General features: G+C 60.3%; 21 protein-coding genes. 16 read left to right on the top strand and 5 right to left on the bottom strand.

Annotated features, from left to right (window positions below; genetic code table 11):
* Nucleotides 1-71: 71 nt before the first annotated feature.
* Together rimB and rimK are read left to right on the top strand one after the other, a co-directional pair.
* Nucleotides 72-551 carry a retropepsin-like aspartic endopeptidase RimB gene (rimB, locus tag AACY11_RS18580; protein ID WP_401138337.1) on the top strand — a complete coding sequence of 160 codons (480 nt, stop codon included), beginning with the start codon at nt 72-74 and terminating at the stop codon, nt 549-551.
* Complete coding sequence (rimK, locus tag AACY11_RS18575; protein ID WP_221731026.1) at nt 548-1,453, top strand: 30S ribosomal protein S6--L-glutamate ligase; 906 nt, start codon at nt 548-550, stop codon at nt 1,451-1,453. The genes rimB and rimK overlap by 4 nt, the downstream gene beginning before the upstream one ends.
* 84 nt (nt 1,454-1,537) lie before the next feature.
* On the opposite strand, the gene AACY11_RS18570 is transcribed toward rimK, so the two are convergent.
* Both AACY11_RS18570 and ompR read right to left on the bottom strand, forming a co-directional pair.
* Complete coding sequence (locus AACY11_RS18570; RefSeq protein WP_221731025.1) at nt 1,538-2,851, bottom strand: ATP-binding protein; 1,314 nt, start codon at nt 2,849-2,851, stop codon at nt 1,538-1,540.
* A gap of 114 nt (nt 2,852-2,965) precedes the next feature.
* Nucleotides 2,966-3,706 carry an osmolarity response regulator transcription factor OmpR gene (ompR, locus tag AACY11_RS18565; RefSeq protein ID WP_339431565.1) on the bottom strand — a complete coding sequence of 247 codons (741 nt, stop codon included), beginning with the start codon at nt 3,704-3,706 and terminating at the stop codon, nt 2,966-2,968.
* 358 nt (nt 3,707-4,064) lie between these two features.
* Between ompR and AACY11_RS18560 the strand changes: the two genes are divergently transcribed.
* The 3 genes from AACY11_RS18560 to gshA all read left to right on the top strand — a co-directional run bounded on the left by AACY11_RS18560 (nt 4,065) and on the right by gshA (nt 8,674).
* Nucleotides 4,065-6,389 (top strand): Tex family protein, encoded by a 2,325-nt coding sequence (locus AACY11_RS18560; protein ID WP_339495487.1) that lies wholly within the window; start codon nt 4,065-4,067, stop codon nt 6,387-6,389.
* The gene (locus AACY11_RS18555; protein WP_339431567.1) at nt 6,389-6,772 is read left to right on the top strand and encodes a PaaI family thioesterase; all 384 of its coding nucleotides are present in this window, start codon (nt 6,389-6,391) and stop codon (nt 6,770-6,772) included. Before AACY11_RS18560 ends, AACY11_RS18555 begins: the two co-directional genes overlap by 1 nt.
* 318 nt (nt 6,773-7,090) lie before the next feature.
* On the top strand, nt 7,091-8,674 hold the full coding sequence (gene gshA, locus AACY11_RS18550) for a glutamate--cysteine ligase (RefSeq protein ID WP_339495486.1): 1,584 nt from the start codon (nt 7,091-7,093) through the stop codon (nt 8,672-8,674).
* A 54-nt stretch (nt 8,675-8,728) separates the two neighbouring features.
* Here the strand turns inward: gshA and mgrA are convergent, their stop codons facing one another.
* The 3 genes from mgrA to epsC all read right to left on the bottom strand — a co-directional run bounded on the left by mgrA (nt 8,729) and on the right by epsC (nt 13,230).
* A complete protein-coding gene (gene mgrA, locus AACY11_RS18545) occupies nt 8,729-9,766 on the bottom strand; it encodes an L-glyceraldehyde 3-phosphate reductase (protein ID WP_339431569.1) in 1,038 nt (345 codons plus the stop codon).
* 190 nt (nt 9,767-9,956) lie between these two features.
* On the bottom strand, nt 9,957-11,918 hold the full coding sequence (betT, locus tag AACY11_RS18540) for a choline transporter BetT (protein WP_339431664.1): 1,962 nt from the start codon (nt 11,916-11,918) through the stop codon (nt 9,957-9,959).
* 385 nt (nt 11,919-12,303) lie between these two features.
* Complete coding sequence (gene epsC, locus AACY11_RS18535; RefSeq protein WP_339431570.1) at nt 12,304-13,230, bottom strand: serine O-acetyltransferase EpsC; 927 nt, start codon at nt 13,228-13,230, stop codon at nt 12,304-12,306.
* 190 nt (nt 13,231-13,420) lie between these two features.
* Here epsC and AACY11_RS18530 point away from each other — a divergent pair, with 190 nt between their 5' ends.
* From AACY11_RS18530 to AACY11_RS18480, 11 genes are all read left to right on the top strand, one after another.
* Nucleotides 13,421-14,413, top strand: a complete 993-nt coding sequence (locus AACY11_RS18530) for a D-cysteine desulfhydrase (protein WP_339431571.1) — start codon at nt 13,421-13,423, stop codon at nt 14,411-14,413.
* 235 nt (nt 14,414-14,648) lie between these two features.
* Nucleotides 14,649-15,449 carry a cystine ABC transporter substrate-binding protein gene (gene tcyJ / locus AACY11_RS18525; RefSeq protein ID WP_339495485.1) on the top strand — a complete coding sequence of 267 codons (801 nt, stop codon included), beginning with the start codon at nt 14,649-14,651 and terminating at the stop codon, nt 15,447-15,449.
* Nucleotides 15,449-16,114 (top strand): cystine ABC transporter permease, encoded by a 666-nt coding sequence (gene tcyL, locus AACY11_RS18520; RefSeq protein ID WP_339431573.1) that lies wholly within the window; start codon nt 15,449-15,451, stop codon nt 16,112-16,114. The genes tcyJ and tcyL overlap by 1 nt, the downstream gene beginning before the upstream one ends.
* A 4-nt stretch (nt 16,115-16,118) precedes the next feature.
* Complete coding sequence (gene tcyN / locus AACY11_RS18515; RefSeq protein ID WP_339431574.1) at nt 16,119-16,868, top strand: L-cystine ABC transporter ATP-binding protein TcyN; 750 nt, start codon at nt 16,119-16,121, stop codon at nt 16,866-16,868.
* Nucleotides 16,869-17,339: 471 nt separating this feature from the next.
* Entirely contained in the window at nt 17,340-18,104 is a 765-nt protein-coding gene (locus AACY11_RS18510) for a hypothetical protein (protein WP_339463960.1), read from the top strand.
* A 267-nt stretch (nt 18,105-18,371) separates the two neighbouring features.
* Nucleotides 18,372-19,613, top strand: a complete 1,242-nt coding sequence (locus tag AACY11_RS18505; RefSeq protein ID WP_339495484.1) for an SfnB family sulfur acquisition oxidoreductase — start codon at nt 18,372-18,374, stop codon at nt 19,611-19,613.
* A gap of 36 nt (nt 19,614-19,649) precedes the next feature.
* Nucleotides 19,650-20,843, top strand: coding sequence for an SfnB family sulfur acquisition oxidoreductase (locus tag AACY11_RS18500; protein WP_339431577.1), 1,194 nt, complete (start codon nt 19,650-19,652; stop codon nt 20,841-20,843).
* Entirely contained in the window at nt 20,843-22,195 is a 1,353-nt protein-coding gene (locus AACY11_RS18495; RefSeq protein WP_339463957.1) for an LLM class flavin-dependent oxidoreductase, read from the top strand. Before AACY11_RS18500 ends, AACY11_RS18495 begins: the two co-directional genes overlap by 1 nt.
* 117 nt (nt 22,196-22,312) lie before the next feature.
* Entirely contained in the window at nt 22,313-23,122 is an 810-nt protein-coding gene (locus AACY11_RS18490) for a MetQ/NlpA family ABC transporter substrate-binding protein (protein WP_339495483.1), read from the top strand.
* A 2-nt stretch (nt 23,123-23,124) separates the two neighbouring features.
* Nucleotides 23,125-24,246: a methionine ABC transporter ATP-binding protein gene (locus AACY11_RS18485; protein ID WP_339431580.1), complete on the top strand. Its 1,122-nt coding sequence runs from the start codon at nt 23,125-23,127 to the stop codon at nt 24,244-24,246.
* Nucleotides 24,236-24,880, top strand: coding sequence for a methionine ABC transporter permease (locus AACY11_RS18480; protein WP_339431581.1), 645 nt, complete (start codon nt 24,236-24,238; stop codon nt 24,878-24,880). Before AACY11_RS18485 ends, AACY11_RS18480 begins: the two co-directional genes overlap by 11 nt.
* Nucleotides 24,881-24,928 lie beyond the last annotated feature (48 nt).

Raw genomic sequence — 24,928 nt, 5'->3', positions numbered from 1 at the left:
ACCATTATTCTGCGTGAATACCGCGAATCCGGCCCCTGCGGACTGAGCGGTTGTCACGGTTGAGCATTTTTTTGAAGACATTTGACCATTTGACCGTTGTCGGTCTGCGCGAGTGGGTGGCGCTCCCTGATTTGGGAGTCGCGGGCCTGCGGGCAAAAATCGACACCGGTGCCAGCACCTCCAGCCTGCACGCCACTGACATCGAGCCGTTCGAACGCGACGGCGCGAAGTGGGTGCGCTTCACTGCGCACCTGGGCACAGTGGTGCAGTTGCGTCACCGGCGTTGCGAAGCGCCTTTGGTGGCGCGCAAGACCATTAAAAGCTCCAACGGTCAGGCTCAGGTGCGCTATGTGATCAGCACCACCCTGGCCCTCGGTGATCGGGTCTGGTCGGTCGAGTTCACCCTCGCTTGCCGCAAGTCCATGCGTTATCGCCTGCTACTCGGTTCCAAAGCTTTGATTGACGGCCAACTGGTGGTCAATCCGGGCATCAAATATGTACAAGACAAGCCGGTGTTCCCGGTATCTACCTCCTCCACAGGTGTTGCATGAAGATCGCTGTGCTGTCGCGGAACCCGCGTCTGTATTCCACCCGTCGCCTGGTCGAAGCCGGCACCGAGCGCGGGCATGAAATGGTGGTGATCGACACCTTGCGCGCCTATATGAACATCGCCAGCCACAAGCCGCAGATCCACTATCGCGGCAAACCGCTGGAAGGTTTCGATGCGGTGATTCCACGGATCGGCGCGTCGGTAACGTTCTATGGCTGCGCGGTGTTGCGTCAGTTCGAAATGATGGGGGTCTTCCCGCTCAACGAATCGGTGGCCATTGCCCGTTCCCGGGACAAGTTGCGCTCGTTGCAACTGCTGTCGCGCCGGGGGATCGGCTTGCCGGTGACCGGGTTCGCTCACTCACCGGATGACATTCCGGACCTGATCGACATGGTCGACGGTGCTCCGCTGGTGATCAAAGTGCTGGAAGGCACTCAGGGCATTGGTGTGGTGCTGTGTGAAACCGCGACGGCGGCGGAGTCGGTGATCGAAGCGTTCATGGGCCTGAAGCAGAACATCATGGTCCAGGAATACATCAAGGAGGCTGGCGGTGCGGACATCCGCTGTTTCGTGGTCGGCGACAAGGTGATCGCGGCCATGAAACGTCAGGCCAAACCGGGCGAGTTCCGCTCCAACCTGCATCGTGGCGGTAGCGCCAGCCTGATCAAGATCACCCCGGAAGAACGCATGACAGCGCTGCGGGCGGCCAAGGTCATGGGCCTGGCGGTGGCGGGGGTGGATATCCTGCGTTCCAATCACGGGCCGCTGGTGATGGAAGTGAACTCGTCGCCGGGGCTTGAAGGGATCGAGACCACCACCGGGAAGAATGTGGCGGGGATCATCATTGAGCATCTTGAGAAGAATGGCGGGCCGAATATGACTCGCACCAAAGGCAAGGGCTAAACCCGGAAATATGTGGCGGCTCAGAGGCCGCCTTCGCGGGCAAGCCCGCGAAGGGGCCATCAGCCTCACCCTGGATGTCAGTGTTTAAACAGCATCGCGAGGCAGCATCAACCCCAACGGCAACCTGACCCGCGCCTCCAGTCCACCCCCGGACCGATTACGCAACTCAACATTGCCGCCATGCATCGAAGCGATCCGCTTCACGATCGCCAACCCCAAACCGGTGCCTTTGCCGCCACGAGCGCGGTCACCACGGGTGAACGGGTTGAAGATCGCCTCAAGCTCCGAAGGATCGATCCCCGCCCCACGGTCCATCACACTCAGCACCACATACGGGGCACTGGTGTCGCCAGACACATACGCGGCGACTTCAACGCCGCTGCCGGCATGATTCAAAGCGTTGCCAATCAGGTTGTTCAACAAGCGCTTCATTGAAACCCGACGCAGCGGAAACGGCTGGATCGGTTCCAGACGCAACCGAACCTTCTCTTCACTCTGGTTGTACGGCGCCACGACTTCACGTACCAGATCGCTGAGATCCACTTCCTCCACAGACTCGTCCCGACCGTCGCGAATGAACGCCAGGAACTGGTCGAGAATCGCATCCATGTCCTCGATGTCGCGCACCATGTCGTCGGTCAGGTCGTTACGGTCGCCCATCAATTCAAGCGACAGCCGCAACCGGGTCAACGGCGTGCGCAAATCGTGGGAAACCCCGGCCAGCATCAACTCGCGCTCACGCCCGGCCTGTTCGACGTCCTCGGCCATCTGGTTGAAGGCGCGATAGACCTCGGTCATCTCGCTTGGCGTGTCGCTGATCGGCAGGCGCACGCTGCGGCCCTGACCGAGTTGCCGGGCGGCATACACCAGTCGCTTCAAGGGTTGGTTGAGCTGGCTGACGAAAATCCATGCCGACGCGGTCGACAGCAAACCAATGGCGAGGAACCAGCCGAGGACGTTCCAGATTTTCTGGCCACGCAATGGATGCGGGTACAGTGGGACTTTCAGCCAGCCATCACCCAGGCTCGGTGCTCGGACCCAGAGCGCCGGCGGTGAGTGCATGCGTAATCGCACCTCGGTGTCGGGGCCCAGCTCTGTCTGCATCTGCCGCTGATAGATTTCGCTATAAGGCCAATGTTGTTCGCCTTCCGGCACACCCGCCCCGACCACCCTGATCAGGGGCACCTTATCGGCGATCTTCGCGCGGTTTTCTTCGTCTGCGGCCCAATAGGCGCGCAGCGTCAGAGCGACGCCGTGACTGTATTGACGATCCACCAGCACGTCCTCGTTCATCAACAGATAAACCAGGGTCAGCGCCTTGGAAAACAGCACGACGATGAGCACCAGCCAGAGGGTGCGGGAGAAAAAACTTTGGGGAAACCAGACGGGGGTTTTCATCTTTAACCGCTACACACTTGCAGGAGCGAGCCATGCTCGCATATTGCGGATTGCGAGTCTGTGAGATGGGTCATTCGACCCGCCCCCGACAGACTCGCTCCTACAAATCACCGATCACTTGGTGGCGGTGCCATCCGGTACAAACACATAGCCCACGCCCCAGACCGTCTGGATGTAGCGCGGTTTGGACGGATCGGGCTCGATCATCCGGCGCAGACGGGAAATCTGCACATCGATGGAACGCTCGAGGGCATCCCACTCGCGGCCACGGGCCAGGTTCATCAGTTTATCGCGGGTCAGTGGCTGACGCGCGTTCATGACGAGGGCCTTGAGTACCGCAAACTCACCGGTGGTGAGCATGTGTACTTCGTCGCCGCGCTTCAGTTCGCGAGTGGCCAGCGACAACACGTAATCACCGAAGGTGACGTTTTCGTCTTCGCTGCCAGGTGCGCCCGGCACCGGTGCGGCCTGACGGCGCAGCACTGCTTTGACCCGTGCCATCAGCTCGTCCGGGTTGAACGGCTTGGCCAGATAGTCGTCGGCACCCAGTTCCAGGCCCTTGATGCGGCTCATCTCATCGCCCTTGGCGGTGAGCATGATGATCGGAATCTGGTTGTTCGCCGCCCGCAGACGGCGGCAGGCGGTCAGACCGTCTTCGCCAGGCAGCATCAGGTCGAGGACGACCAGATTGAAAACTTCACGCGAGAGCAGACGATCCATCTGCTCGGTGTTCGGTACGGTACGGGCACGATAGCCCTTGCTGACGAAAAAGCGTTCCAGCAGGCTACTCAGCCCTGGATCGTCGTCAACGATAAGAATTTTTTCGCCTTCAGCAGGTTGTGCAGTGCTGCTCATTGGATGCTCCTTTTAGCTCGGCGCGCATTATGGCGTAGCTGCCGTTATACGCACCGTGTGCATTGTTAGCAGATTTTTCCTTCACTGCCAGAAAACCGGGGTTTATGCCTACAGACTGCAACGCCCCCGAATGACAGAACGCTGGTTATAATGCGCGGCGTTTTGTGCCAGGCAACGTCTGAATCGTTACCGGAGTTGGCCGGGCTTTTTTCCCGGTGGCCGCAGTAATTGTTCGATTTCACGGGTCAATGGGGTGCCTTTTGACCCAGGCAGCGGCAATCCTCTAGCCGTTCAACCAGACTCCGGGCCTTTGTTTCCGTGCCTGCGAGCCTGCTTTCACACTATGTCAGGTGGTTTTATGGACAGCATCAACAGCCGCATTGCCGAGGAACTCGGTGTACGCCCACAACAGGTCGAAGCGGCCGTCGCGCTACTCGATGAAGGCTCTACCGTTCCCTTCATCGCCCGTTACCGGAAAGAAGTGACCGGCAGCCTTGATGACACGCAACTGCGTCATCTGGAAGAGCGTTTGCGCTACCTGCGAGAACTCGACGAACGGCGTATCAGCATCCTCGCCAGCATCGAGGAGCAAGGCAAACTCACCCCCGCCCTTGAACGCGATATCAAACTCGCCGACACCAAGACCCGCCTTGAAGACTTGTACCTGCCGTACAAGCAAAAGCGCCGCACCAAGGGCCAGATTGCCCTGGAAGCCGGCCTTGGCGACCTGGCTGACGGCCTGTTCAACGACCCGAATCTCGCTCCGGAAACCGAAGCCGCACGCTTCGTCGACGCCGAAAAAGGCGTGGCCGATGTGAAGGCTGCGTTGGAAGGCGCCAAATACATCCTGATGGAACGCTTCGCCGAAGACGCCAGCCTGCTGGAAAAACTGCGCAGCTACCTCAAACAGGAAGCAACCCTCAGTGCCCGCGTGATCGCAGGCAAGGAAGAAGAAGGCGCCAAGTTCCGCGACTACTTCGAACACGACGAGCCGCTCAAAAGCATGCCGTCGCACCGCGCACTGGCGATTTTCCGCGGCCGCAACGAAGGCATCCTCAGCTCCGCACTGAAGGTCGGCGACGAACTGCCGGGCGCCATGCACCCGTGCGAAGGCATGATCGGCCAGCAGTTCGGCATCCAGAATCAGAACCGTCCGGCCGACAAATGGCTCGGCGAAGTGGTGCGCTGGACCTGGAAGGTCAAGCTCTACACCCACCTGGAAACCGACCTGCTGGGCGAGTTGCGCGACGGCGCCGAAACCGAGGCGATCAACGTGTTCGCCCACAACCTGCACGACCTGCTGCTGGCGGCACCGGCCGGCCCGCGTGCGACCCTGGGTCTCGACCCGGGCCTGCGTACCGGTTGCAAGGTGGCCGTGGTCGACTCCACCGGCAAGCTGCTGGATCACGCCACGGTTTACCCGCACGTTCCACACAACAAGTGGGATCAGACCATCGCCATCCTGGCCGCGCTGTGTGCCAAGCACTCGGTTGACCTGATCGCCATCGGCAACGGCACCGCCAGCCGTGAAACCGATAAACTGGCGATCGAGCTGATCAAAAAATACCCAGCCATGAAGATGACCAAGGTCATGGTCTCCGAGGCCGGCGCATCGGTGTACTCGGCGTCGGAACTGGCGGCCAAGGAATTCCCCGATCTGGACGTGTCGATCCGTGGCGCGGTGTCCATCGCCCGTCGTTTGCAGGATCCGCTGGCCGAGCTGGTGAAAATCGACCCGAAATCCATCGGGGTCGGCCAGTACCAGCACGACGTGTCGCAGCTGAAACTGGCACGAGGCCTGGACGCGGTGGTCGAGGACTGCGTGAACGCCGTCGGTGTCGACGTCAACACCGCTTCGGTAGCGCTGCTGGCACGGATCTCCGGCCTCAACGCCACACTGGCGCAGAACATCGTGGCGCACCGCGACGAACACGGCGCATTCAAAACCCGTGCAGCGCTGAAGAAAGTCGCACGCCTGGGCGAAAAAACCTTCGAACAGGCCGCCGGTTTCTTGCGCGTGATGAACGGTGACAACCCGCTGGATTCCTCGGCGGTTCACCCGGAAGCCTATCCGCTGGTGCAGCGTATTGCCGCTGAAACCGACCGCGACATCCGCTCGCTGATCGGCGACGCCGGGTTCCTCAAGCGTCTGGATCCGAAGAAGTTCACCGACGAGACCTTCGGTCTGCCGACCGTGACCGACATCCTCCAGGAGCTGGAAAAACCGGGCCGCGACCCGCGTCCCGAGTTCAAGACTGCCGAGTTCCAGGAAGGCGTCGAAGACCTCAAAGACCTGCAACTGGGGATGATCCTCGAAGGCGTCGTCACCAACGTGACCGCGTTCGGTGCCTTCGTCGACATCGGCGTGCATCAGGACGGTCTGGTGCACATCTCGGCGCTGTCGGAGAAGTTCATCAAGGACCCGCGTGAAGCGGTGAAAGCCGGTGACGTGGTGAAAGTAAAGGTCATGGAAGTCGACATTCCTCGCAAACGCGTGGGCCTGTCGATGCGCATGGGCGACACCCCGGGCGAGAAGATTGATGGCGCCCGTGGCTCGCGTCCGGGCTCGGCGCAACGCCAGCCGTCGAACAATGCGCCACGCAAGGAAACCGCAACAGCGACGCCCGTGAACAATGCGATGGCCTCGCTGTTCGCCAACGCCAAGCAGTTGAAGAAACGCTGATGGACATTCCGGCCGGGCTCGTCGAGAGCGCGTTTTTCAAGCTGTTGGGCTGCCGCCTGCACAGCCTGGAAACCGGGGTGGCGCAAGTCGCCCTGGTGCTGGAGCCGGAACTGCGCAATCGCGGCGGCAAATTGCACGGTGGCGCGCTGTTCAGCCTGGTCGACATCGCCATGGGTCTGGCCTGTTCCAGCACCCACGGTTTCGATCAGCAGAGCGCGACCATCGAATGCAAGATCAACTATATCCGCGCCGTTTCCGACGGCGAGGTGCTGTGCACGGCGCGGGTCATCCACCCGGGCCGCCGCACGCTGGTGGTCGAAGCCGACGTGATGCAGGGCGAAAAACTGGTCGCAAAAGCGCAAGGCACGTTCGCTGTCCTGTAGATGTTGTTCATCATTTTGAGTTAATTTCGGCGCAGTGATCGCCGCGTCGAGCTTTTCTGTGAGAGCGGGCTTGCTCGCCAAGGCTGTGTGTCAGTTTGCATGTCTGTGACTGATACACCGCCTTGGCGAGCAAGCCCGCTCCCACAAGGATCGCGTTTACTTCGCGTGCATCTGCCAGATTCAGGGATTGAAGTCGGCGGTTCGAAAGGGGCTTCGTGAGCCCAAAAAACCAGGCGAAAACGCCAGTTTCAACTTCACCCTTGTAGACCGTCTTGCCCACCCCCATATTGGGGCGACTGACGCGTGAAGGAATCCAAATTGAGCGAACTTCTCAACCGCCGCCTGGCTCTGCTCGGCGAGCGCGCTAACCTCTCTCTGCTCGAACAGTGCCTCCACGGTATCGAACGTGAATGCCTGCGCGTGACCAGCGAAGGTCGTCTGGCGCAAACGCCGCACCCCGAAGCCTTGGGTTCCGCGCTGACCAACGAAAAAATCACCACCGACTATTCCGAGTCGCTGCTGGAATTCATCACGCCCGCCCTGCCCGACCCGGCAGATACACTGGCGAGCCTGGACAGGATTCACCGTTTTGCCTACAGCAAACTCGGCAACGAGTACCTGTGGAGTCCATCGATGCCGTGCCCATTGCCGGCCGAGGAAGACATCCCGATTGCCTATTACGGCACGTCCAATATCGGTCAGCTCAAGTACGTCTATCGCAAGGGCCTGGCCCTGCGGTACGGCAAGACCATGCAGTGCATCGCCGGGATTCACTACAATTTTTCCCTGCCGGAAAAACTCTGGCCGTTGCTGCGCGAAACCGAGGGTTTTGTCGGCACTGACCGGGATTTCCAGTCGTCGTCCTATATCGCGCTGATCCGCAACTTCCGGCGCTACAGCTGGTTGCTGATGTACCTGTTCGGCGCCTCACCGGCGCTCGACGCGGGCTTCCTGCGCGGTCGTTCGCATCAGTTGGAACAGCTCGATCCAGACACGCTCTACCTGCCGTACGCCACCAGCCTGCGCATGAGCGACCTCGGTTACCAGAGCAACGCCCAGGCCGGCCTGACGCCGTGCTACAACGATCTGACGAGCTACACCGACAGCCTGCGCAAGGCCGTGGCTACGCCGTACGCACCGTACGTTGAAGTCGGCACGCACAAGGATGGCGAGTGGGTTCAGTTGAACACCAACATCCTGCAGATCGAAAACGAGTACTACTCCAACATCCGCCCAAAACGCGTGACCTACAGCGGCGAGCGGCCGATTCAGGCGCTGGTGGCCCGTGGCATTCAGTACGTCGAAGTGCGCTGCCTGGACATCAACCCGTTCCTGCCGATGGGCATCGACCTCACTGAATCGCGCTTCATTGATGCGTTCCTGCTGTATTGCGCACTCAACGACAGCCCGCTGCTGACCAACACCAGTTGCAGCAACGCGACCTCGAACTTCCTCAGCGTGGTCAAGGAAGGTCGCCGTCCGGGTCTGCAATTGCAGCGCGACGGTGAGCCGGTCGAGATGAAGGCATGGGCGGTAGAGTTGCTGGAAAAGATTGCCCCACTCGCTGCGCTGCTCGATCAAAGCCATGGCGGCGATGCCCACAGCAAGGCACTGGATGCGCAACTGGCAAAAGTCCGCGACCCGTCGCTAACGCCTTCTGCCCAAGTGCTGGCCGCGATGGCCGAGCACAAGGAAAGCTTCGCGCAGTTTTCCCTGCGTCAGAGTCAGGCACATGCCGAGTTTTTCCGCAGCGAGTCGTTGACAGCTGACGAGCAGGCGAAGTTTGAGGAACTGGCGCGCTCTTCCCTGGTGGCGCAGGCTGAGCTGGAGCAGAACGAGGTGGGCGATTTCGATGTGTTTGTCGGGTCGTACCAGGCGAGCATTCTGGCGATCAGCAACTGAAAAAAACCTCACCCTGATCCTCTCCCGCAGGGAGAGGACTGGGTTGAAGGATGCTCACTGCGCCATCGAGGGCTTCTCCCAAAGATTGATCCCGCCCTCTTGGGCAAACCGGTCAATCTCTGCCAGTTCTTCAGCACTGAAGCTCAGATTCTTCAACGCCCCGACGTTCTCGATAATCTGCTCCGGTCGGCTTGCGCCGATCAGCGCCGAGGTCACGCGCGGGTCACGTAGCGTCCAGGCCAGTGCCAGTTGCGCCAGGCTCTGGCCACGACGCTTGGCGATCTCGTTCAGCGCACGGACGTGGGCGATGTTGGCTTCGGACAAATGCGAAGCCTGCAGCGAACCACCGCCCGGACGATTGACCCGCGCATCCGCCGGCACGCCGTTGAGGTATTTGTCGGTCAGCAGACCTTGCGCCAACGGCGTGAAGGCGATGACGCCAGTGCCGAGTTCATCGGTGGTGTCGAGCAGGTCTTTTTCCACCCAGCGGTTGAGCAGGTTGTACGCCGGCTGGTGAATCAGCAGCGGCACCTTCCACTCTTTGAGCAGCGCGGCGATCTCGCGGGTTTTCACCCCGGAGTACGACGAGATGCCGATGTACAACGCCTTGCCCTGTTGCACGGCGCTGGCGAGGGCGCTGGCGGTTTCCTCCAGCGGGGTGTCCGGATCGAAGCGATGCGAATAGAAGATGTCCACATAGTCCAGGCCCAGGCGCTGCAGGCTCTGATCAAGGCTGGCCAGCACATATTTACGCGAGCCACCGCCCTGACCGTAAGGGCCAGGCCACATGTCCCAACCGGCCTTGCTGGAGATGATCAACTCATCGCGGTATGGCTTGAAGTCTTCGCGCAGCAGGCGACCGAAATTGATCTCGGCGCTACCGTACGGAGGGCCGTAGTTGTTGGCCAGGTCGAAGTGGTTGATCCCCAGGTCGAACGCAGTGCGCAGCAGGGCGCGCTGGGTGTCGATCGGCGTGCTGTCGCCGAAGTTGTGCCACAGGCCCAGCGATAGCGCCGGCAGCACCAGACCGCTGCGCCCGACGCGGCGGTAAGGGATGGACTCATAGCGGTTTTCGGCAGCGGTGTAAGTCATCGAATCCTCTCTTGTTTGATGAACAGCTAATGGACGATTGACGTAACCCCTGTGGGAGCGGGCTTGCTCGCGAAGGCGTCAGAACCGTCGATGATTATCCACCCTGCACACCCCAATCATCCTCTTCGGCCTGATCCTGGCAGGGTGCTTGAGCACCGAGTCTTGATCCGACTCGGCGCTCAACCCACGATCAACGCACCAGATGCAGGAACTGCATGTGCCGTTCGTACTGGTCGAGGATGTCGTTGATGATCTGCTCTTTGGTGTAGCCGACCATATCGTAGTCCTGACTGCCCTCGCTCAGGTGCACTTCGGCGCGGTAGTAGCGGCGATTGTTGAGCTGCTTGGAGCCCATGCCACCCCGGGCGAATGATGGCGTGAAGTAGCCGCGCATCTGCACTTGGTAGATGAACGCATGCTGCTCGCCATGGCCGATTTCCAGGCTGACGCTGTCGTTGGCCGGGTCCGGCTGGGTGACCACGTTCAGGCCTTTTTCGACAAACACCGCCGTCACTTCTTCAATTGCCGGGCGCACGGTGGTGTCCATGAAACGGTACACCTCGTCACGCGACGGGAAGTGCACGGCCTGGCTCAGACGCTGTCGCCAGCCCCCTGAACCACGCCGCGAGCCGGACACCGGCGCCAGCGAGTGCAGTTGCGCGATCTGCTTCTGCGACTCCAGATAGAACGCCTTGTGCAGGCCCCACATCATCAAAAGCAGGATCAGCGAGAACGGCAACGAGGTCAGCACCACCGCCGACTTCAGTGCATCGATGCTGCCGGAGAATAGCAGCGAGCTGGTGATCAGCGCCGTCATCACGCCCCAGAACACCCGCAGCCATTTCGGCCCGTCTTCGTCCGGGTTGCCGCCCTTGGCCGACAGTGTCGAGAGCACCACGGTACCGGAGTCGGCTGAGGTGACGAAGAACACGAAGCTGATGAACACCGTCACAGCGATGACGGTTTTGCTCCACGGGTAGGTTTCCAGCAACAGATAAATGCTCATCGACGGGTTGTCGAGGGCCGACATGCCGAGCGCGCTCATGCCGTGATTGAGCACCTGATCGAGGGCACTGTTGCCGAAGATCGACATCCACGCCAAGGTGAAGCCGAGCGGGATCAGCAGCACGCCGAAGACGAACTCACGAATGGTGCGGCCACGGGAAATCCGTGCGATGAACAAGCCCACGAAGGGCGACCATGCGATCCACCAGGCCCAGTAGAACACCGTCCAGCCGCCAAGCCAGTCGCTCGGTGTGTCATAGGCGTAGAGGTCAAAACTCTTCATCGGCAAGGCACCGAGGTAGTCGCCAACGTTCTGGATCAAGGTATTGAGCAGATGCTGGGTGGGGCCGGCGAACAGCACGAACAGCAGCAGCGCGCAGGCCAGCAGCATGTTGATGTCGGACATCACCCGCACGCCTTTATCCACACCGGCGACAGCCACGATGATCGCCGCGCCCATCATCAGGGTAATCAAACCGACTTGAATCCACTGGGTGTGCGCGATGCCGAACAAGTAGTCCAGGCCCGAGTTCAGGTGCAGCACGCCAAAGCCCATATCGGCGCCGAGGCCGAACACGGTAGCGATGATGCCGAAGCCGTCCACCGCGTAACCGATGGGGCCGTTGATGCGTTTGCCGATCAGTGGATACAGCGCCGAACGCAGGGCCAGCGGCAGGTTGTGACGGTAGGCAAAGTAGGCCAGCGCCATGCCGACGAAGGCGAACACCCCCCAGCCGTGCAAGCCCCAGTGCAGAAACAGAATCTGCATCGCCTGGCGCGCCGCGTCCGCCGTGCCGGCCTCGCCTTGCGGCGGTTGCAACATGTGGGTCAACGGTTCAGACACGCAGAAGAAAAACAGCGTGATGCTGATCCCGGCAGCGAACAGCATGCCGGCCCAGGACAGGTAACTGAATTCGGGTTCGTCGTGGTCGGCACCGAGTTTGATCTTGCCGTAGCCGGATAACGCGGTGACCACCACGAAGACCAGATACAGGCTCATCGCGAGCATGTAGTACCAGCCGACCGTGTTGGCTGCCCAGTTCTGCGCTGCCAGCAGCCAGGCACCGGCTTGTTGTGGCATGGCGATGACCACGAGACCAAACAGCAGAATGACCGTCGCGGCAAAGTAGAACACCGGCGGATTCATGCGTACCAGGCCGCTGGCGGGAGTTGAAGATGCACTCATGAAACACGCACCTCGATGGATTGAGACGTGGCTGAAATGATCGGACTCAGCAAAGGCAAGCCTCCTGTTGTGAGCGGGCAGCGAACCACCGGTTTAACTTGATTGAACGTTCAAGTAAAACATGGATAGGACGCTAAGGACTAATCGTACGGCCAGCCGGTAGTGTTCCTACGCTAGCTCAAGGAGAGGTATGACGTGGGGTTGGGGAGATTCGTTCAGTGGAGAGTTGGCGCAGGGACACTATCTGGATTCACCCCGAAATCCATTCGCGAGCACGCCCACTCATTCCAAATGTGGGAGCGGGCTTGCTCGCGAAGAGGCTGGATGCCGCAACAAAAATCAGAAGCTACTTCTGCGTCCCGTCATCATGCTGCAAATTGGCCTGGGTCAAATTGCACCCCGCCGGCACGCTGCGGGTCAGCCACACATTGCCGCCGATGGTCGACCCCTTGCCGATGGTGATCCGCCCAAGAATCGTCGCCCCGGCATAAATCACCACGTCGTCCTCGACAATAGGATGGCGTGGATGGCCCTTCTGCAACTGCCCGTCTTCATCGGCCGGGAAGCGCTTGGCGCCTAACGTTACCGCCTGATAGATCCGCACACGCTCACCAATGATCGCCGTCTCGCCAATCACCACACCCGTGCCGTGATCAATAAAGAAACTACGGCCGATCTGCGCGCCCGGATGGATATCAATGCCGGTGGCCGAGTGCGCAATTTCTGCGCTGATCCGCGCCAGCAACGGCAGCCCTGCACGATACAAATGGTGGGCGAGACGATGGTGAATCACCGCCAGAATCCCCGGGTAGCACAGCAGTACTTCATCCACACTGCGCGCCGCCGGATCGCCGTGATAGGCCGCCAGCACATCGGTGTCGAGCAACGTGCGCAAGCCCGGCAATGCCAAGGCAAAATCCTGAATGATCTGGAGCGCCCGGGTCTCCACTTCGCTGTCGTCCTGGGCGCTGTGGCGGGCGACGTAGCGCAGTTCCAGACGTGTCTGGGCGAGCAACGCATTCAGCGCGACATCGAGGGTGTGGCCGACGTAGAAGTCTTCGCTTTCCTCACGCAAATCCACCGGCCCCAGACGCATCGGGAACAATGCCCCACACAGCGCTTCAAGAATCTGCGCCATCGCGGCGCGGGACGGCAGTTCGCGCCCACCCTGCTCGCCGGATGCCCGGCCATTCTGGGCGCGCCACTGATCCCGCGCGCTGCGCAGTTGACTGACGATGGTCTGTAATTGCCAATGGCTGGAACGCTCGCTCACGGTAAAGACTCCTCACGGGCGGCCGGAGTGCCTGGCCGCGTCAACGGCGACTACTTTAAGGCATGCCTGTGAGGGCGAATTAAGAACCGATAGTGCTGGGCTCAGTCCATTTGGCTATAAGCGATTGATGGTTGCCCGTGCAAAAGCGCGTGCCTATAGTCCCTTCATCTTTCTCCTCCAGTACGCAACCATGATTAAACAACAGCTGGATCGCTTTACTCGCCTGGAACTGCTTGGCCAGCCGACCCCACTGGAAAAACTTGAGCGCCTGTCCACCTGGCTCGGCCGTGACGTCTACATCAAACGCGATGACCTGACGCCGCTGGCCATGGGCGGCAACAAGCTGCGCAAACTCGAGTACCTCGCCGCCGACGCCCTCGCCCAGGGCGCCGACACGCTGATCACCGCCGGTGCGCTGCAATCGAACCACGTTCGCCAGACGGCGGCGCTGGCCGCCAAACTCGGCCTGAGTTGCGTGGCGTTGCTGGAAAATCCGCTGGGCACCGAAGACAGCAACTACACCGGCAATGGCAATCGCCTGCTGCTGGATCTGTTCGACACAAAAGTTGAGCTGGTCGACAACCTCGACAACGCCGATGAACAACTCGCGGCCCTCGCCGTGCGTCTGCGCAGCAACGGAAAAAAACCGTATCTGGTACCGATTGGCGGCTCCAACGCCCTCGGTGCCTTGGGTTATGTGCGTGCCGGGCTTGAGCTGGCCGAACAGATCAAAGACACCGGGCTCGACTTCGCCGCCGTGGTACTGGCATCGGGTAGCGCCGGGACCCACAGCGGCCTGGCGCTGGCGTTGAGTGAGGCATTGCCGCAACTGCCGGTGATCGGCGTGACCGTGTCGCGCACTGAAGAAGAGCAGCGCCCGAAAGTGCAGGGGCTGGCGCAACGTACTGCTGAGCTGCTCGGCGTTGAGCTGCCGGCCAGCTTCAAGATTGAGCTGTGGGACGAATATTTCGGCCCGCGTTATGGCGAACCCAATGCCGGGACGCTGGCAGCGGTGAAGTTGCTGGCCAGTCAGGAAGCGGTGTTGCTCGACCCGGTATACACCGGCAAGGCCATGGCCGGGTTGCTTGATGGCATCGGTCGGCAGCGCTTCGAAGAAGGCCCGATCATCTTCCTGCATACCGGCGGGGCGCCGGCGTTGTTTGCCTATAAGGACTTCTTGTAAGCGGAAGACGAGACCGTTCCCACGCAGAGCGTGGGAAGGTTTTATATTCAAATAAGGAATATCAATTTAAATATTAAGTATTTTCAAGTCTAACCAAGTCGTCATATAGTCTCGCCGCAGGCGAATTTCGCGCGAGACGCTTAAGCTGCTTTAAGGCAGGATAGCGCTGTCGTCCAATTCCCGAATTCGCCAACTTTCCTTAAGCGTCTTCCATAAGAAAACACAGGGGCTTGTCATGAATTTTTCCGCACTACGTCGCAATCTGCTGGTCGGTTCGCTGGGCCTGGCGCTGAGCGCCGGTCTGATCAGCCAGGCGGTTGCCGGTGAGCAACTGCAACAGATCAAGGACAAAGGCGTAATCAACGTCGGCCTGGAAGGCACTTACCCACCGTTCAGCTTCGTCGATGCCGACGGCAAGCTGTCCGGTTTCGAAGTCGAGCTCTCCCAAGCGCTGGCGCAGAAACTGGGCGTCAAAGCCAAGATTCAGCCGACCAAGTGGGACGGTATTCTCGCGGCGCTGGAATCCAAGCGCCTGGACATAGTGGTCAACCAAGTGACCATCTCCGAGGACCGCAAGAAGAAGTATGACTTCTCCCAGCCGTACACCATCTCCGGGATTCAGGCGTTGGTGCTCAAAAGCAAAGAAGCCGCGCTGAACATCAAGACCGCAGCTGACCTGTCCGGCAAGAAAGTCGGCGTAGGCCTGGGCACCAACTACGAACAATGGGTTCGTGCCAACGTGCCTGGCGCTGACGTGCGCACCTACGATGATGATCCGACCAAGTTCGCCGACCTGAACAACGGCCGTACCGACGCCATCCTGATCGACCGCCTGGCCGCGCTTGAATACGCCAAGAAAGCCCCGAAAACCGTGGCGGCCGGTCAAGCGTTCTCCCGTCAGGAGTCCGGCATTGCCTTGCGCAAAGGTGAACCGGAACTGCTGGCTGCCGTGAACAAAGCCCTCGACGAGCTGCGTGCCGACGGCACTCTGGCCAAGATCTCGGAAAAATACTTCCAAGCTGACGTCACTCAATAATGGAAGAAGCTTTCCAACTCGCACTCGACTCCGCGCCCTTCCTGCTCAAGGGCGCGTACTACACGGTCGTCCTCAGCCTTGGCGGGATGTTCTTCGGCCTGCTGCTGGGCTTTGGCCTGGCGTTGATGCGTCTGTCGCGTTTCAAAACAGTCAACTGGCTGGCCCGTATCTACGTGTCGTTCTTTCGCGGCACGCCGTTGCTGGTGCAACTGTTCGTGATCTATTACGGCTTGCCGCAAATGGGTGTGGAACTCGACCCCCTGCCCGCCGCGCTGATTGGCTTCTCGCTGAACATGGCCGCTTACGCCTGTGAAATCCTGCGCGCGGCGATCGGTTCGATCGAACGTGGCCAGTGGGAAGCTGCGGCGAGTATCGGTATGACCCGCGCGCAGACTTTGCGCCGGGCCATCCTGCCGCAAGCGATGCGCACGGCACTGCCGCCGCTGGGCAACAGCTTCATTTCGCTGGTCAAGGACACCGCGCTGGCCGCCACCATCCAGGTGCCGGAACTGTTCCGTCAGGCGCAGTTGATCACCGCCCGGACTTTCGAAGTCTTCACCATGTATCTTGCCGCCGCGCTGATCTACTGGATTCTGGCCACAGTGCTCTCGCACTTGCAGAACAAGTTGGAAGAGCGGGTCAACCGGCACGACCAGGAGTCCTGACCCCATGATTGTCGTGGAAAAACTGACCAAGCAATTCAAGCATCAAGTCGTGCTCAACGGCATCGATCTTGAAGTCAAGGAAGGCGAGGTCGTGGCAATCATCGGCCCCAGCGGCTCGGGTAAAACCACGTTCCTGCGCTGCCTGAACTTCCTTGAACAACCCACCAGCGGCCGGATCAAGGTCGGCGATATCGAGATCGATACCAGCCGCCCGCTGAACCAGCAGCAAAGCCTGGTGCGCAACCTGCGCCAGCATGTGGGTTTCGTGTTCCAGAACTTCAACCTGTTTCCCCATCGCACTGCCCTGGAAAACGTCATCGAAGGCCCGGTCGTGGTCAAGAAGATGCCGCGCGAGCAAGCCATTGCCCTGGGCATGAAGCTGTTGGCCAAGGTCGGCCTCGCCGGTAAGGAAGACGCCTATCCGCGTCGTCTCTCCGGTGGCCAGCAACAGCGCGTGGCGATTGCCCGGGCGCTGGCAATGGAGCCGGAAGTGATCCTGTTCGACGAGCCGACTTCGGCCCTCGATCCGGAACTGGTGGGCGAAGTACTGGCGACCATCCGCGGCCTCGCCGAGGAGAAACGCACCATGGTCATCGTCACCCACGAAATGGGCTTCGCCCGCGACGTGGCCAACCGCGTGGTGTTTTTCGACAAGGGCGTGATCGTCGAACAAGGTGAAGCCAAAGCATTGTTTGCCGACCCCAAAGAAGAGCGCACCAAACAGTTTCTCAGCAAGTTTTTGAATCACACCTGAAAACCCTTGCTGTGCGAGACGTCAACTTCCATGGATGGAAGTTACCTTTTTCGCCGCGTAAAACTTTCCTGAATATATACAACCTGCCTGGAACCGATGCGATACATGTATATATTCTGAAACCACTATTGCGTGTATAAAATCCGCCGCGCCTTTCATCGCAGCTACCAAATAACGCTGCGCCAAAACTGGCAAAAAGCCCGGAGTTCTGTGGTCTCGTTCACCATATACCCTAGGCACACGGCTTCAACAACGTAGGAATATTCTGATTAGTTCGTAATTCATTGATTAACTAACGCCGTCTATTGACACCCCTTCCCGCACACTCTTATCTAGTCGCCAACCGGCGCTACTTAGTTCAATCAACCCGCACTAACTTGAACATCAGTTCACAGATTTATTGCCCGTTGATTCACGCCTTTTGTTCTTTCAGAAACGGACTTCGCTGCAAGGCTTCAAGGAGAGAAATCGATGACTCGCACTTCGCATACCCCCGAACTGGCAGCGCCGACCCTGGCGTCAGCGCAAAAAAACGGCATCAATCTGGCTGCTGCCGCTCATCTGTTGATCGAGGTGTCGCCCTACCCCGACATGGACTGCGGCGACCTGATCGAACTGTTCTGGAACAAATGCTATGTCGCCTCCAAGGTACTGACGACCGAGGACGTTGGCGCGACAGTCAACCTGCGGGTGCCGGAAAGTTTTATTGTCAATGGCACCGCCCGCATTCACTACCGGGTGATGCAGGTCGGCCAAGGCCCGGCGCTGTCGGCGGCAAGCCGTGTGCAGGTCAAACTCGATTGCCCGGGCGGCCAACCGTCGGCATTGTGCGGTGACGAAAACCAGCAACTGGCGCCGGTAACGATCCCTGACACCATTCGCCGCCAGGGCGTGAACCCGAACCAGATCAAACGCGGTGTGCCGTTGACCATCGAGCCTTACACGAACATGGCCGAGGATGACGCCATTACTGTGCGCTGGGGTGATGTTCGCATGGATCTGGCGCCCATCACGGCAGCGGATGTCGGCCTGCCGATTCAGGTCTGGGTGCCGCCGGCAGTGATTGTCGAAGCCGGCGAGGATCTGCGCCTGGACGTGACCTATTGCATCCTCGACCGGGTCGGCAACAACTCGCGCTGGGCGCCGCCAAGGACGCTGAAGATCGGTTGCGTGAATCCTTATCTGAAAGTGCCGTTGAAGCCCACCTGCAAGGCGGCTGAATCCCGCAAAAAATAAAGCCTAAGGCGGAGTGAGGAGCCTTGGCCCCTCACCGCAAAGGGCTTGAGCATCCCGACCATCACACCTTCATATGCATATTCCTAAAAGTTAGTTTATTTAATTTTTATACACGCCTAGGGTATATAAACCGGACCACCGGACATTCTTTCGTTCGCCGCACTTCGCGGCGTTATTCATGAGATGTGAGGTAGGTCGTATGGTCCGGAACACAATCACCCCAGTGCAGATCGCCAGGGCATTGCGTGCAGCCAGGGAGTGGCGCTGATGTCCAGTCTGGCAGACGCGAACGTCCAGTCTGATCTGGACATCGCCCCCTTGTTGTTGCCCGCGCAGGTCCTGCGCAACGACGCCCAAGCCATTGAGGCCGCCCATGAGCTGGCGCAAGTCGCGCTCGTGCAAGCCGCCAATCGCGACCGCCAGCGCCAGTTGCCTTGGTCACTGATCGAACAGTTCACCCGCAGCGGTCTGGGCAGCATTGCCATCGCGCGCCAATACGGTGGCCCGCAGGTTTCGTTCGTCACGCTGGCCGAGGTGTTCGCGATCATTTCCGCCGCCGATCCGGCGTTGGGACAGATCCCGCAGAACCAGTTCGGCATCATCCATCTGCTGCTCGGCAGTGCCACCGACGCGCAAAAACAACAGCTGTTCCAGAGTGTTCTCGAAGGCTGGCGCATCGGCAATGGCGGCCCTGAGCGTGGCACCAGAAACACCCTCCAGTTGAAAGCGCGAATCACCGCCGACGGCGACGATTACCTGCTCAATGGCCAGAAGTTCTATTCCACTGGCGCGCTGTTTGCGCACTGGGTTGCGGTCAAAGCGCTCAACGATGATGGCAAGCAAGTGCTGGCGTTCGTCCGACGTGGCACGCCAGGTTTGCGCATTGTTGATGACTGGTCGGGCTTCGGTCAGCGCACCACCGCCAGCGGCACGATCGTGCTCAACAACGTGCGCGTCGAAGCGGCTCTTGTCGTTGATAACTGGAAGATCAACGAAACCCCGAACACCCAAGGCTCAATCTCGCAATTGATTCAGGCGGCGATCGACGCCGGCATTGCCCGTGGCGCTATCGAAGACACCATCGAATTCGTCAAAACCCGTTCGCGACCATGGATCGACGCCAAGGTCGAACGCGCCAGCGATGACCTCTACGTGATCGCCGACATCGGCAAACTGAAAATCGAACTGCACGCCGCCCAGGCGCTGCTGCGCAAGGCCGGGCAAGTGCTCGATCAAGTGCACGCCGCGCCGATAACGGCCGAGTCCGCCGCCCGCGCTTCAATTGCCGTGGCCGAAGCCAAAGTGCTGACCACCGAGATCTCGCTGCTGGCCAGCGAAAAGCTTTTCGAACTGGCCGGCAGCCGCGCGACCCTCGCCGAATTCAACCTCGACCGTCACTGGCGCAATGCCCGGGTGCACACCCTGCACGACCCGGTGCGCTGGAAATATCACGCGGTCGGCGCCTATCGCCTCAACGGCAAGCTACCGGCTCGCCACTCCTGGATCTGACGACCGCACACCTTCTCAAGAGCCTTGGAGAAACCTATGCCTCTTTCCCATCCCGTCGCGGTCATCACCAGCGATGAGCAAGCCCTGATCATCGCCAGCGACCTGGCCGAAGATTTCAAACGCGACAGCGCCGTGCGGGACCGTGAGCGGCGACTGCCGCTGCCGGAACTCGACGTGTTTTCCCGCTCCGGCCTGTGGGGCATCAGCGTGCCGAAAGAATACGGCGGCGCCGGTGTGTCCAACGTGACGCTGGCCAACGTCATCGCCCTGATCGCTGAGGCCGATGGCTCTCTCGGGCAGATTCCGCAGAACCATTTCTACGCCCTCGAAGTGCTGCGAGTGAACGGCAGCCACGAACAGAAACAACGGTTGTACGCCGAGGTTTTAGCCGGTCAGCGCTTCGGCAATGCGCTGGCGGAACTGGGCACCCAAACCGCCCACCATCGCGTCAGCAGCCTCAAGCGTGAAGGCGAGGGCTATCGCATCAATGGCCGCAAGTTCTATGCGACCGGCGCGATTTACGCGCAACGCATTCCAACGTCCGTCGTCGATGAAAACGGCGTGCAGCAACTGGCCTTCGTGCCTCGCGACAGCCAGGGCCTGAGCGTGATCGACGATTGGAGCGGCTTCGGCCAGCGCACCACCGGCAGCGGTTCGGTGCTCTTCGAAGACGTGTATGTCGCCGCCGAAGACGTGATCCCGTTCCAGAGCGCCTTCGAACGTCCGACCACCGTCGGTCCGCTGGCGCAGATTCTTCACGCCGCTATCGACACCGGCATCGCCCGCGCCGCTTACGAAGATGCGTTGCACTTTGTGCGTAGCAAGACGCGCCCATGGATCGACGCCGGCAACGACAACGCCACCGAAGACCCGCTGACGTTGAAGAGCTTCGGCCACTTGAGCATTCGCCTGCACGCCACCGAGGCGCTGCTGGAACGCGCCGGTGAGTTCCTCGACAAGGCTCAGGCCCAGACCAGCGCCGAAACGGTCGCCGCCGCCTCGATTGCCGTCGCCGAAGCACGGGCGATCAGCACAGAAATCTCCCTCACCGCCGCCAGCACCTTGTTCGAACTGGCCGGCAGTCAGGCCACCCTGATCGAGCACGGCCTCGACCGCCACTGGCGCAACGCCCGCGTGCACACGCTGCACGATCCGGTGCGCTGGAAGTACCACGCGGTGGGCAATTACTACCTCAACGATGAAAACCCGCCATTGCGGGGCACGATCTGATGAGCAAGAAAAAGATCCTGCTCAACGCGTTCAACATGAACTGCATCGGCCACATCAACCACGGCTTATGGACGCATCCACGCGACAACTCAACCCAGTTCAACAGCATTGAATACTGGACCGAACTGGCGCAGTTGCTGGAGCGTGGCTTGTTCGACGGTTTGTTCATCGCCGACATCGTCGGCGTGTACGACGTCTACCAGAACTCGGTGGACGTCACGCTGAAAGAGTCGATCCAGTTGCCGGTCAACGATCCGTTGCTGCTGGTGTCGGCGATGGCGGCGGTGACGAAAAACCTCGGTTTCGGCCTGACCGCCAACCTCACCTATGAGCCGCCGTATCTGTTCGCCCGACGCCTGTCGACCCTCGATCATTTGAGCCGTGGCCGCGTCGGCTGGAACATCGTCACCGGATACCTCGATAGCGCCGCAAAAGCCATGGGCCTGCGCGAGCAGGTCGAGCATGACCGTCGTTACGATCAGGCTGACGAGTACCTGGAGGTGCTCTACAAACTCTGGGAAGGCAGTTGGGAAAACGGCGCGGTGCTCAATGATCGCGAGCAGCGGATCTACGCCCAACCGGAGAAAGTGCACAAGGTCGAGCACAAGGGCGAGTTCTATCAGGTCGAGGGTTATCACCTCTGCGAGCCTTCACCGCAGCGCACGCCGGTGCTGTTCCAGGCCGGCAGTTCCGATCGCGGCTTGCTGTTCGCCGGGCGTCACGCCGAGTGCGTGTTCATCAGCGGCCAGAACAAACCGTCGACCAAGGTGCAGGTGGACAAAGTCCGCGCCAGCGCCGTCGAGGCCGGGCGCAATCCCGAGGACATCAAGGTGTTCATGGGCCTCAACGTCATCGTCGGCGAAACCGAAGAAGCGGCGTGGGCCAAGCACGCCGAGTACCTGAGCTACGCCAGTGCCGAGGCCGGCGTGGCACATTTTTCGGCGTCCACCGGCGTCGACTTTTCCCGGTACGCGATCGACGAACCGATCCAGTACGTGAAGAGCAACGCCATCCAGTCCGCGACCAAGAATCTGCAGAACAACGACTGGACCCGACGCAAATTGCTCGAACAGCACGCTCTGGGCGGTCGCTACATCACCGTGGTCGGCTCGCCTGCGCAAGTGGCGGATGAGCTGCAATCGTGGATCACCGAAACCGGGCTGGACGGCTTCAACCTCACGCGCATCGTTACCCCGGAAAGCTATGTCGATTTTATCGAGCTGGTGATTCCGGAGTTGCAACGGCGTGGGTCGTACAAAACCGCGTATGACAGCGGCAGCTTGCGCGAGAAGCTGTTTCACGCAGGGGCGCAGTTGCCCGAGCAACACATCGGATCTTCATTTCGTCGCTAAAAGCTTCGCGAGCAAGCCCGCTTCCAAAGGGGAACGCATTCCAAATGTGAGAGCGGGCTTGCTCGCGAAGAGGCCCTACCAGACACCCATATTCATGCACTGACTGGAAACCACACCATGACCCAGAAATTCCTGACCCACCCAGTCAAAGCACTGGCCCTGACCTTCGGCCTGTTCAGCTCGGCGGTATTCGCCGCCGATGCACCACTGAAAATCGGCACCACCGCCGCGTTCGCGATTCCGCTGGAAGCCGCCGTCGAGGAGGCCTCCAAACAAGGCCTGAAAGTCGAGCTGGTGGAGTTCACCGACTGGATCGCACCGAACGTCAGCCTCGCGGCCGGCGACATCGATGTGAACTACTTTCAGCACATCCCGTTCCTTGAAAACGCCAAGGCCGCCGCCGGTTTTGACCTGGTGCCGTTCGCCCCGGGGATCATCAACAACGTCGGCCTCTATTCGAAAAAATACAAAAGCTTCGACGAGTTGCCTGAAGGCGCCAGCGTCGCCATCGCCAACGACCCGATCAACAGCGGTCGCGGTCTGCAACTGCTGGCCAAGGCCGGGTTGATCACGCTGAAACCGGGCGTTGGCTACAAGGCCACCGAAGACGACATCGTCGCCAACCCGAAGAAAATCAAAATCCTTCAGGTCGAAGCCGTGCAACTGGTGCGCGCCTATGACGACGCCGATCTGGTCCAGGGCTACCCGGCCTATATTCGTCTGGCCAAGACCTTCGATGCCGGCTCCGCGCTGCTGTTCGACGGTCTCGACCACAAGGAATACGTGATCCAGTTCGTCATCCGGCCCAAGAGCAAGGACGATCCGCGTCTGATCAAATTGGTCGACATCTACCAGCACTCGCCGGCCGTGCGTGCCGCGCTGGATAAGGCCCACGGCAAGCTGTACCAGGCCGGTTGGGAAAGCTGAACATGACGGCCGCGATCCAACGGCGACTGGAGATTCCAGAGCCCAACAATGCTGAAAAAACCGAACTGCATCCCGAGCTGAATCGCGCCCACATACGCTTCATCGGCCTGGGCAAAACCTATAACGGCCGGCAAGGTCCGGTCGCGGCCCTGCAAGGCATTGATCTGGCGATCCAGCGCGGCGAGGTGTTCGGCATCATCGGCCGCAGCGGCGCGGGCAAATCGTCGCTGATCCGCACGATCAATCGTCTGGAGCAACCGACGTCGGGGCGTGTGCTGATCGATCAGGTCGACATCGGCGAGTTCGATGAAGATCGCCTCGTCGCCCTGCGCCGACGCATCGGCATGATCTTTCAGCACTTCAATCTGATGTCGGCCAAGACCGTTTGGCAGAACGTCGAATTGCCGCTGAAAGTCGCCGGGGTGCCGAAAGAACAGCGCGAGAAAAAAGTTCGCGAACTGCTTGAACTGGTCGGTCTGCAAGCCAAACACAAGGCCTATCCGGCACAGCTTTCCGGCGGCCAGAAACAGCGCGTCGGCATCGCCCGGGCCTTGGTTCACGACCCGGACATTCTGCTCTGCGACGAAGCCACTTCGGCACTCGACCCGGAGACCACGCAATCGATCCTCGGCCTGCTGCGCGAGATCAATAAACGTCTGGGCCTGACCATCGTGCTGATCACCCACGAGATGGCGGTGATCCGCGAAATCTGCGACCGCGTCGTGGTGCTGGAGCACGGGCGGATCGTCGAGCAAGGCCCGGTCTGGGAAGTGTTCGGCGACCCACAGCACGCGGTCAGCCAGACGTTGCTCGCACCGCTGCAACACGCTTTGCCACAAGAATTGCAGAGCCGTTTGCACACGCTACCGCCCTCGCCCGGCGCCGCTGTGGTGCTGCGTTTGCAGTTCACTGGGGCGGCCGGCGATGAGCCGGACCTGGCGGCCTTGTTCGCCGCACTCGACGGACGGGTGAAATTGCTTCAGGGCGGTGTGGAACGGATTCAGGGCCACGCGCTGGGGCAACTGCTGCTGGCCGTCAGTGGATCATCGCTGAGCACCGAGCAGTTGCGTCAGCGCGCGGGTGATTGGGCGCAACGGGTGGAGGTGTCGGGTTATGTGGTTTGAGCGCTTGCTACAGGGGTTTATCGACACGTTTGTGATGGTCGGTGTGTCGTCGCTGATCGCCCTGCTGGTGGGGATTCCCATGGCGGTGATTCTGGTCACCAGCGACAAGGGCGGGATCTACCAGGCGCCGGTGCTGAATCGCGCCTTGGGTGCGTTCGTGAACCTGTTCCGCTCGGTCCCGTTTCTGATTCTGATGGTGGCGCTGATTCCGTTTACCCGGTTGATCGTCGGCACCACCTACGGCGTGTGGGCGGCGGTGGTGCCGCTGACGATTGCAGCGACGCCGTTCTTTGCGCGGATTGCCGAAGTCAGCCTGCGCGAAGTCGATCATGGTCTGATCGAAGCCGCGCAAGCCATGGGCTGCCGGCGCTGGCACATCGTCTGGCATGTGCTGTTGCCCGAAGCGCTGCCGGGAATTGTCGGCGGTTTCACCATCACCTTGGTGACGATGATCAACTCCTCGGCCATGGCCGGGGCGATTGGTGCCGGTGGCCTGGGCGACATCGCTTATCGCTACGGCTATCAACGCTTTGACAGCCAGGTCATGTTGACGGTGATCGTGCTGCTGGTGGCGTTGGTGGCGGTGATTCAGTTGGGTGGCGATCGGTTGGCGCGGGGGTTGAACAAGCGTTGAGTGGGTTGTTCTTGTTCATTGTGGCTTGGGGTACGCCCCCCAAGTCAC

The sequence above is a fragment of the Pseudomonas sp. RA_105y_Pfl2_P56 genome (assembly GCF_963970845.1).
Classification (GTDB): domain Bacteria; phylum Pseudomonadota; class Gammaproteobacteria; order Pseudomonadales; family Pseudomonadaceae; genus Aquipseudomonas; species Aquipseudomonas baetica_A.
This window is presented reverse-complemented; position numbering and strand designations above follow the sequence as displayed.